We start from the raw sequence: 9,741 nt of genomic DNA, 5'->3' as shown, positions 1-9,741 counted from the left end.
GGTTGGGCTAACCAGGTTTTTTGGGGGTGTCCTGATTTTAATTTTGTGGGTGGGGGGGGGGGGGGGGTGGGCGCCCCCCCCCCCCCCCCCCCGCTCCCACAAGGGTGTTACCAGACCTTGTAGACCTGGCCGGTCTGCAGGCCTTCGACCGAGCGTGAGAACGCCAGCGCGGCACGCGCGGCGTCGACGGGTTCGAAGCCGCGGAAGAACGGGCCGTAACCTGCCATCGATTCGGTCAGCACGTTCGGGCTCACGACGTTGATGCGCAGGCCGCGCGGCAGCTCGATGGCGGCGGCGCGAACGTATGCCTCGACCGCACCGTTGACCATGCTTGCGCAGGCGCCCGCCAGGATCGGCTGTTCGGTGAGGATGCCGGTGATCAGCGTGAACGAACCACGCTCGCGCAGCTTGTCCATGCCGGCCTGGACCAGGCGGACCTGGCCGAGCAGCTTGTCGTTGATGCCTTCGAGGTACTTGTCTTCGGTCAGTTCATCCAGCGGCGCGAACGGGACCTTGCCCGCCGTGCATACGACGGCGTCGAGTTCTCCCACCTTGTCGTACATCGCCTCGACGCTCTTGCCGTCGCGGAGATCCACCTGCACATCGCCGCTGCTACGACCGGCGCGGATGATCTCGTGCCGCTGGCCGAGTTCGGCGGCAACGGCCTTGCCCAGCGTGCCGCCGGCGCCAACGATAAGGATCTTCATGAAAGGGTCTCCAGGGTAGTGGCCAACGGGAAAGGGTACGCCCCGGCGCATGAACTGTCCCGCCGGCGTCGACCGGGGCTTCATGGGGCATACCCGGAGGCTTCACCCCCGCGAACCTACGTTGGGATCCAACCTAGCCGAGTGGAGCCAGCCCATGCCTCTCACCCCTACGAATCCCCAGCCTCCCTTCGCCGAACCGGGCAAGAACCGCCCGGAGGACGAGATCCGCAAGCCGGGAAGCTACCGCCCGGAACGCGATGCCGACCCCGAGCCGCCGGAAGATAACGATCCGGTAGAGCCGTTGGAACCGAAGTGACCCTTCTTTCGCCAAGGGCACCTCAGGTGCCAGACACCCGTCCATCACCCCGGTGTTTCCAGGCGTACTTCACCAGGCGGACAGGATCGAAAGCGAACGTGAGCTGGTGATCCCCCGGCGGAACGCAAACCGCGCGGAACATGCCGTTCGCGCGATGGATGGGAACCGGCACGCCATCGAGCGTGGCGCCCCACCCCGGATGATCCACATCGCCGGCGACCAGCCATCCGCCCTGCGCGGAGTGGACATGGAGATCCACGCGCGAATAGGTCGAGCCCTGGACATCGGCTTCGACGCGCCCCGTGCACTTCGTCGCGCGAGCGCGGGCCGTCGCCCGGTCCTCGTCGTCGCGAGGCGTGAGCCAGACGGATTGCGCGAAATCCGTCTGGTTGAAGTCGGCGACGGATGGCGTCTCGCCCACTGCCAACCAGCGCACGTCGACCGGCCGCAGGAAGCGACCGTACGCGCCGTCATTCCGCCAGAGATCGACGTAGGGGAAGGAATCGACCTTCGTGTAATCGGGTGGCGGCACATAGGTAGCCGGCTCATCGCCATGTCCGATCGCGAGATAACGCACGCCGAGGAGATCGTCCAGGCGGGCGTCGGGCCGCGCGTTATACGGTGCCGGCGCGCTGGCCACGTTGATGTTCTCGCGGGGCTGGTACCAGGACTCGTACAACGCGTCGCGCAGCGGGTTGTAGCCCTGCGTTGAGCGGATGCCCAGCAGCATGCCCATGTTGTCCCAGGCCGCTGAGGTCGACTCGACGCTTATGCGTTCATGGCTACGCAGCCGGTCCGCGAGGTAGAGCGCGGCGGGATCGCGCCGGTAGTGCCTGACGTCGTTGTACGACGCGTTGAACCGGCCATTGAAGTTGTAGCTCCGGTAGTCCGCGACCACGAGGACGACGAGCCATAGCGCGACACGCCATGCGCTGCCGGGGCGGCACAGCTGCCATAGCACCAGCGCGCCCACGATAACGGCGATGCCCGGGGCACCATGCGGAGCGAACCGCGAGCATGCTCCGGCGATGACCAGCCATAGCAAGGCCATCCCCGCCAGCCACGCTGTCTCCCGCCGTGAACGCAGGTCCAGCTGCGTCGCGCCAGCGGCCACCAGGAACGCCAGGGCGAAGTTGAGGACATACGCCGCGTCCGAGGGGCGGCGAAAGTGATTGAGGCCGGGTAGCCACGTATACAGCCAGCCATAGACGGGCGTGCGCGTGCCCAGCATGTACACGGTGGCAAACAGGGCCAGCGTCGCGAAACACACGATGCCGCGTCGTCGGCGCGGCATCCGCCATGCGCGCACGAGACCTGCCAGGGCCAGCATTGGCACGGCACCGATGTACAGGAAGGACTGCACCGGATCGATGGGTGCGTGGATGAAATCCGACAGGCCGCCATAGGCATTGGGATACACGAGGAACAAGAGGGCGCGCGGGTCCAGCGAACCGCCCGCCGCGAGCGCCAGCGCCATGTCGGAGCGAGTGGAAAGTTGCAGCGTCGCCCAGCTGAAGATGAGCTGGGGCAGGCCAACCAACAACGCCAGGACCAGCGCGATACCCAGGGCCAGGGCGGTACGAACCCGTCCACGACCATCCATGGCGCGCCCTTCCGTCGCCACGGCGACCACGCCATAGGCAAGCACGACCAGCACGAACAGATACGTGACCTGGGTGAGCTGCGTCACCATCGCCCCGGCGGCCAGGCCCAACAGGCACCCGCGCCCCAGGCCCGGCCGTTCCAGGGCGCGGCGCAACGCGAGCAACACCACCGGCACGTAGCCATAGGCGATGACGATGGGCACGTGCTCCAGCCGCGAGGCGGCCACGCCGCCGGCCATGTACACGATGGCGCCGAGCAGCATGCCCAGCGGGTTCGCGCCATGCCGGCGCAGCACGCCGAGCATGGCCGCGCCGCCCATCAGCATGTGCAACAGCACGCCCCAGGAAAACCACACGGCCCCTGGATCCGGCGGAAGGAGCATCCAGCCCATGAGCAGCGGCGAGAAGAGCATGCCCTGCGGGTCACCCAGCTGGGCGAACCCGCCGTAGATAAACGGGTTCCACCACGGCGCCACCCCGGTGCGCAGGCTGTGCGCGTTGAAGTACACGGTGGGGTAGAACTGGTAGATCGCGTCCCAGGGCAAGACCTTGCCGCGCACCAGCACGGTGAAGTTCAGCGCCAGCCAGGCGGCAGCCAGCACGAGCAACAGGCGTCGGTAGGGGATCTTGTCTGTAGGCAAGGCGCGGCCGGGTGATCGCAAGGGAATGCGGGAGTCTAAGCCAACCGGCCCTTTTCGGGCCCTGTGGTCTCGCGGGCCGGCCGGTTAGACTCCCCGCCATGAGCCCCGCATCCAAGAAGAACACGCCGCGCCGCAAGGTGCCGACCATGGCGCGCAAGCCCGTCGCAGCCCCCGCCCCAGCGCGGGTGCGGCCCGCGGATGCGTCGACGACGGCCGAGCGCGTCCTGGCGTTCCTGCTGCGGGGCGCGCCTGCCGCCCGCCGCGAGCGCATCTACGCGTTCCTCCAGCTCACCCGCATGGATCGCCCCATCGGGGCGTTGCTGCTCCTGTGGCCTACCTGGTGGGCCCTGTGGCTGGCCGCGAAGGATTTCCCGCCGGTCGGCCCCCTGGTGATCTTCACCCTCGGTGTGTTCGCCATGCGCTCGGCCGGCTGTGCGATCAACGACTACGCCGATCGCAAGCTCGATCCGCAGGTGGCGCGCACGGCGGGGCGCCCGATCGCGAGTGGCAGGATCACGCCCAAGGAGGCCTTGATCACCTTTGCCGCCCTGCTGGTGTTCTCGTTCGTGCTTGTGCTGTTCACGAACAAGCTCACGATCCTGCTCTCCTTCGCGGGCGCGGGACTCGCGGCGCTCTACCCCTTCACCAAGCGCTACACCAACCTGCCGCAGGTGGTCCTGGGCGCGGCGTTCGGCTGGTCGATCCCCATGGCCTTCGCCGCGGTCACGAACCAGGTGCCGCCGGTGGCGTGGCTGCTGTTCATCGCGAATATCCTCTGGTCGGTGATCTACGACACGGAATACGCGATGGTCGATCGCGAGGAGGACCTGAAGGCTGGCGCGAAGTCCACGGCCATCCTGTTCGCCGATGCCGACCTCGTGATCATCGGCGTGCTGATGGGCACGTTCCTGCTCGCCATGCTGATGGTCGGCACGCGCTCGGCGCTAGGCTGGCCTTACTGGCTTGGCCTGGCGATCACCGCCGGCCTGTTCGCTTACCAGCAGTGGATCATGCGCGATCGTGCGCGGGATGCGTGCCTGGCGGCGTTCCGGCATAACAACTGGGTAGGCCTTGCGTTGTGGGTCGGCATCGTCGTCGCGCTGGCCCTGTGATGCGCATCACGTTCGTCACCGTTCGGAAAACTTCGCGGTCATCGTGACATCCCACGGACATCGCGCATGAACTTGTCCGTCACCACTGACGCATAAGTTCTTCCGGATCACGCGCCCAGGGAGAGGCCGGCGTACCGGCAAACCCCTGCCGGGCGGCGGGGTGGGCACGTGTACTACCCATCCCGGAGTTCCACCCCACCATGCGTCATACCCAGCTCTGTCGTGCGCTGCGCACGGCCATCGTCGCCGCGTTCGCGTTTTCCGCCGCCGCCCACGCGCAGGATGCCGAACCACAAAAGAAAACCACGGATCTCGACAACGTGGTCGTCACCGCCCGCTCGGGCGTCGAGACGCGGACCAAGGCCGAGACCAGCTATTCGATCACCACGATCGACGAGGACCGCCTGCGCATGCAGGCCCCGACCAGCGTGACCGAAGCCGTGAAATCCGTGCCCGGCTTCTGGGTCGAATCCTCCGGTGGCGAAGCCTCGGGCAACATCCGCGCCCGTGGTATCCCGGTGGACGGCTACGGCTCGGTGACGCTGCTCGAAGACGGCATCCCCGTGCAGCACGATCCCGCACTGGGTTACCTCAACGCCGACCAGGCGTTCCGCCTCGATGAAACGATCGAGCGCGTCGAAGTCGTCCGTGGTGGCCCGTCCTCCGTGTTCTATTCGAACGCGCCGGCCGGTGCGATCAACTTCATCCCGCGCCAGGTCGGCGATACCGCCGAAGGCCTCGTGAAGTACACCGTCGGCAACTATTCGCTCAACCGGCTCGACTTCTGGTACGGCACGCCGATCGGCGGTGGCTGGAAGCTCGGCGTCGGCGGCTTCTGGCGCGTCGACGACGGCGTGCGCCGCCCGCAGTTCCACGCCGATGATGGCGGCCAGCTTCGCGCGACCCTGTCGAAGCAGCTGGAGAACGGCAACATCAGCTTCGACGTGAAGCACATGGACGACAAGGTCGCCCTGTATCTCGGCATCCCGATGTACACGGATCCGCACGGCGACATCCGTCCCGCGCCCGGTTTCAACGGTAACTACGGCACGCTGGCCGGTCCGGAAACGGAGAACCTCGACATGCGCGAGGCGGGCGGTGGCACGTACCACTTCGACAACAGCGAAGGCACGCACGTCAAGCGTACCCAGGTGTCCTTCAAGTTCGACCACGACCTGGGCGATGACTGGAAGCTCGCCGAAGCGATGCGCTACAGCACCACCGATACGCAGCGTAACGGTGTGTTCCCGAACGCAGTGCAGACCGGTGCCTCGCTGATCCAGCAAGACAGCGCCAAGCGCCTCGGCCTCGTGCCGGGCGCCACGGCATTGCAGCTGCGCTACGTCGACAACCCGTCGCAGGTGTTCAACGTCAACGGCCAGAACGGCAACGGCCTGGTCGTCACGGGCGGTATCCGCGGCGTCACCATGCCGGTGAACGAGTTCATCAATGACACGCGCGTCCTGCGCAAGTTCGAGTTCGGCGACCAGAGCCATGACGTCACGCTCGGCTACTACCACGCCAACTTCGAGCAGGACTTCGATCGTTACTCCTCCACCGTGCTGCTCGACGTCAAGGACAACGCGCGCCTGCTCGATCTCGTCGGCGTGGATGCGAATGGCAATGTCGTCGGCTCGCTCACCGACCATGGCTACTACGGCTACGGTTACGAATGGGAACACGCCAGCGGCAAGTCGAACACGAACGCGCTCTATCTGTCCGATGAGTGGCAGGTCACCCCGGAGCTGCGCATCGACGGCGGCGCGCGCTGGGAGAAGGTCACCGTGCAGGGTTACACCGAGGGCAAGACCAAGGTCGACCTGGGCGGCTCACCGGCAGCGGCGAGCGTGCTGACCGGTAACGGCCAGTTCACCCATTACGACCAGAGCTTCGACAAGACCGGCTGGACCCTCGGCGCCAACTGGCAGTTCTCGCCCCGCCAGGGCGTGTTCGCCCGCTGGACCTCGACCTTCCGCCTGCCGAACCTCAGCACCTACATCACCAGCCCCACCGCGACACCGGTGCTCCAGACCATGGACCTGGGCGAGGCGGGGTGGAAGTACAGCGACCGCTTCGTCGACCTGTACGCGACGGCCTTCTATACCAAGTACGACAACGTCAGCTTCTCGAACTACGTCTTCGATCGGAACAACAACACCTCCACGCCGCAGACCGGGTACGCTAGCAGCAAGACCTACGGTCTCGAACTGGAGGGCACCGTGTACCCGAGCAATTGGTTCGACGTGCAGTTCAATGCGACCCTGCAGGATCCGAAGTACAAGGGCCTGCGCTATACCGAGGCCGTGAACAATGCGCCGGTGCTTCGCGATTACGAGGACAACCAGCTGATCCGCGTGCCGAAGGTGAGCTACCGGATCGTGCCGGGCGTGAACCTGATGGATAACCGCCTGCGCCTGCAGTTCTCGTACGAGCACGAGGGCATGCGCTACGTCGACACGGCCAACTCGGTGCGCCTGCCGGCGTATCACGTGGTGAACTTCAGTGCCCGCTACGATGCCACCCAGCAGCTGTCGCTGTATTTCTACGCCGACAACCTGTTCAACTCGCTGGGCCTCACCGAAGGCAATCCACGTGCCGGCGAGCTGGCCAGCTCCGATGTGGGCGCCACCACGTTCATCGCCCGGCCGTTGCTCGGCCGCTCGTTCCGTGCTGCCGCGATGTACCGTTTCTGATGCGCGGCCTCATCGCCTTCCTCCTGGCCTGCTTCGCCGTCGCCAGCGTAGCGGCGGCGGAGCGTGCACCCGATGTCGTGCTCGTCGGCGACCTCTCCGGCAAGGACATCCACACCTACCGGGAGATCCCGTTCGAGGTACCGGCCGGCACGCGGCGGATCACTATCGACGTGACCTACACCGGGCGCGAAGAGCGCACCACCATCGACCTGGGCCTGCTGGGCCCCGGTGGCTTCGCGGAGCAGGATGGCTTCCGCGGATGGAGCGGTGGCAGCAAGCGGCGCTTCACGGTGTCGGCGACGGATGCGACGGCTTCGTTCCTGCCCGGTGAGATCCGTGCGGGGCAGTGGCGGCTGTTGCTGGGCATTCCCAACATCCGCCCGACGTCCACCGCGTCCTTCACCGCGGATGTCTGGTTCTCCGGTGATGACGAGGGCTTCGGTCCCGAGCACGGGCTGTCGCCACCGCTGAAGACGGTGGACGGCTGGTACCGCGGCGACCTGCACATGCACACGGCGCACAGCGACGGCGGCTGCCTCAATGCGAGCGGCACGGCGAAGGTGCCCTGCCCGCTGTTCCTCACCGTGGTCTCGGCGGCGAAGCGCGGACTCGACTTCATCGCCATCTCCGAACACAACACCATGTCGCAGGTGTCGGAGATGCGTGAGTTGCAGCCGTACTTCGACAGCATGCTGATGATCCCCGCGCGCGAGATCACCACGTTCGAAGGCCACGCCAACCTCTTCGGCGTGGCCCGGCCGCTGGATTTCCGCGTGGGCAGCACGAGCGTGCCCGACTGGAACGCCCTCACTGCAGATGTCGCGAAGGCGCACGGGCTGATCTCGATCAACCACCCGCGCCGGCCTAACGACGAAACTTGCATGGGCTGCGGGTTCACGCCGCGGAAGCCGGTGGACATGCACGGCTTCCAGGCGATCGAGGCCATCAACGGCCGTGATCCTGGCCGTCCCGAGACCGGTATCCCGTTCTGGGAGAAGCAGCTCAATGCGGGCGTGCGCATCACCGGTATCGGCGGCGGCGACAGCCACGATGGCAGCGATGGCGCACGCGACGAGTTCGCTGGCGTGATCGGCGTGCCGACCACGGTGGTGCATGCCAGGGAGCTTTCCATGGAAGGCATCCTCGACGGCATCCGCGCCGGGCATGTGTTCGTCGATGCCGAAGGGACCAAAGACCGCACGCTGGACGTGACCGCCACGGCCGGCAACGCCACGGCCCACATGGGCGATACGCTGGCTGTCGCGAAAGGCTCGAGCATGCATGTAGCAGTCGCCACGACGGCGGTGACCGGCATGCAGGCGATCGCCACCGTCGACGGCAAACGCGTCGGTGACAAGGCCTTGGGCAGCGACGGCAGCGCCTCCTTCGACTGGAAGAGCGACGGCAAGGCGCACTGGTTCCGCGTCGATATCCGCGATGCGCAGGGCAAGCTCCTTCTCCTCGGCAACCCCGTCTACGCAAACCCACTGTAGGAGCGCACTTGTGGGAGCGTGCTTGCACGCGATCGACGGTGGCGCAAGCACCCATCGCGTGCAAGCACGCTCCCACAGCGCGCTCCTACAGGTCGGCGAAACCGGGTTTTGCTGTACGCGCCAACGCCCACACATCCACCCGTGCCACCCCTGCGCGCTGCAACGCCAGCGTGCAGGCCTCCAACGTGGCGCCGGTGGTCATCACATCGTCCACGACCGCCACGTGATCGAGCCCCGGCGGTACGGACGCCACGAACGCATCGCGCATGTTCGTCGCCCGCGCTTCGGCATCAAGCTCGCTCTGCGCATCGGTACTGCGCACGCGCTGCAGCAGTTCAGGCCGCAGCGGTATACCGAGGTGCCGCGCCAGTGGCCGGGCTAGTTCTAGCGCCTGGTTGAAGCCGCGTTCGCGCAGCCGTGCAGCGTGCAGCGGCACCGGCACGATGGCCTGCGGCAGGCCCGGCGGGCTTCCGGCGGCTATCCAGCGGCGTGACAGCACTTTCCCCGCGACCAGATCGCCACCGAACTTGAAACGCTTCTCCAGCAAGTCCAGCGGCCACGCATAGCGGTAAGGCACCCACGCGCGTTGCCAGGGGCGCGCGGTCTTCGTGCAGTCAGTGCAACGCTCCATCGTACGCGCGAGGGGTAGCGCGCAGCGATCGCAATGGACGCGATTCAACACCAGCGCTTCGGTACAACCGGCACACAGCTCGATGCCATCGTGGCCATCCGCGCCACAGAGCAGGCAACGCAGTGGCAGGAGGAACCGGCCCAGTCGGGCCAGCCAGGGGAGTGCATCCATGCATCCTTTCCTGAGGTGGGTGTTAGTTACCCGGCCGGTACATCGCCGCGTCGACGATCGACCACAGGTGGATGAGCCAGCCCAGCCAGATGATCCAGAGCACCGCGGCGAGCACGAACATGATCAGCGCCTTGAAGACGCGCCCCTGTACGAGCTGGCCCAGGCCGGGGATGAAGAAACTGCACACCGCGGCGATGACGTTACCGGAACTGCCCTGACCTGCTGCACTCATGGGGGGTGACTCCTGGGGAGGGGGACGGCCTGATCGTACGGCAGCACGGGGCCTGTCAGCCGTAAACCAGTGGCACGCCGTTAAGGTTGACAGTGCGTAAGCGGCCGCCGACACTGCGCGCCTTCGCCACGGGAGCCTTCC

At 66.4% G+C, this 9,741-nt stretch carries 8 protein-coding genes; 4 read left to right on the top strand and 4 right to left on the bottom strand.

Annotation, left to right across the window (positions count from 1 at the left end):
* Positions 1–107: 107 nt before the first annotated feature.
* On the bottom strand, positions 108–707 hold the full coding sequence (locus tag ACZ6YI_RS20570; protein WP_465780251.1) for a short chain dehydrogenase: 600 nt from the start codon (positions 705–707) through the stop codon (positions 108–110).
* Between the two features lie 154 nt (positions 708–861).
* On the opposite strand from ACZ6YI_RS20570, the gene ACZ6YI_RS20565 reads away from it, so the two are divergent.
* Positions 862–1,023 carry a hypothetical protein gene (locus ACZ6YI_RS20565; RefSeq protein WP_465780250.1) on the top strand — a complete coding sequence of 54 codons (162 nt, stop codon included), beginning with the start codon at positions 862–864 and terminating at the stop codon, positions 1,021–1,023.
* Between the two features lie 22 nt (positions 1,024–1,045).
* On the opposite strand, the gene ACZ6YI_RS20560 is transcribed toward ACZ6YI_RS20565, so the two are convergent.
* Entirely contained in the window at positions 1,046–3,268 is a 2,223-nt protein-coding gene (locus ACZ6YI_RS20560) for a hypothetical protein (protein WP_465780249.1), read from the bottom strand.
* A gap of 185 nt (positions 3,269–3,453) precedes the next feature.
* On the opposite strand from ACZ6YI_RS20560, the gene ubiA reads away from it, so the two are divergent.
* From ubiA to ACZ6YI_RS20545, 3 genes are all read left to right on the top strand, one after another.
* The gene (gene ubiA, locus ACZ6YI_RS20555) at positions 3,454–4,380 is read left to right on the top strand and encodes a 4-hydroxybenzoate octaprenyltransferase (protein WP_440328187.1); all 927 of its coding nucleotides are present in this window, start codon (positions 3,454–3,456) and stop codon (positions 4,378–4,380) included.
* 200 nt (positions 4,381–4,580) lie between these two features.
* On the top strand, positions 4,581–7,073 hold the full coding sequence (locus ACZ6YI_RS20550) for a TonB-dependent receptor (RefSeq protein WP_465780248.1): 2,493 nt from the start codon (positions 4,581–4,583) through the stop codon (positions 7,071–7,073).
* Entirely contained in the window at positions 7,073–8,566 is a 1,494-nt protein-coding gene (locus tag ACZ6YI_RS20545) for a CehA/McbA family metallohydrolase (RefSeq protein WP_465780247.1), read from the top strand. The genes ACZ6YI_RS20550 and ACZ6YI_RS20545 overlap by 1 nt, the downstream gene beginning before the upstream one ends.
* Positions 8,567–8,651: 85 nt before the next feature.
* Here the strand turns inward: ACZ6YI_RS20545 and ACZ6YI_RS20540 are convergent, their stop codons facing one another.
* Positions 8,652–9,368 carry a ComF family protein gene (locus ACZ6YI_RS20540; RefSeq protein WP_465780246.1) on the bottom strand — a complete coding sequence of 239 codons (717 nt, stop codon included), beginning with the start codon at positions 9,366–9,368 and terminating at the stop codon, positions 8,652–8,654.
* Positions 9,369–9,390: 22 nt separating this feature from the next.
* On the bottom strand, positions 9,391–9,600 hold the full coding sequence (locus tag ACZ6YI_RS20535; protein ID WP_465780245.1) for a hypothetical protein: 210 nt from the start codon (positions 9,598–9,600) through the stop codon (positions 9,391–9,393).
* Between the last annotated feature and the right edge of the window lie 141 nt (positions 9,601–9,741).

The sequence above is a fragment of the Luteibacter sp. NPDC104163 genome, from assembly GCF_055584245.1.
Note: the sequence above shows the minus strand (reverse complement) of the source record. Positions and strands in the feature narration are given on the sequence as shown.

Bases quoted from the DNA above. Each gene is read 5' to 3' on its own strand.
- ACZ6YI_RS20570 (WP_465780251.1), bottom strand. From the start codon at position 707: ATGAAGATCCTTATCGTTGGCGCCGGCGGCACGCTGGGCAAGGCCGTT.
- ACZ6YI_RS20565 (WP_465780250.1), top strand. From the start codon at position 862: ATGCCTCTCACCCCTACGAATCCCCAGCCTCCCTTCGCCGAACCGGGC.
- ACZ6YI_RS20550 (WP_465780248.1), top strand. From the start codon at position 4,581: ATGCGTCATACCCAGCTCTGTCGTGCGCTGCGCACGGCCATCGTCGCC.
- ACZ6YI_RS20545 (WP_465780247.1), top strand. From the start codon at position 7,073: ATGCGCGGCCTCATCGCCTTCCTCCTGGCCTGCTTCGCCGTCGCCAGC.
- ACZ6YI_RS20540 (WP_465780246.1), bottom strand. From the start codon at position 9,368: ATGGATGCACTCCCCTGGCTGGCCCGACTGGGCCGGTTCCTCCTGCCA.
- ACZ6YI_RS20535 (WP_465780245.1), bottom strand. From the start codon at position 9,600: ATGAGTGCAGCAGGTCAGGGCAGTTCCGGTAACGTCATCGCCGCGGTG.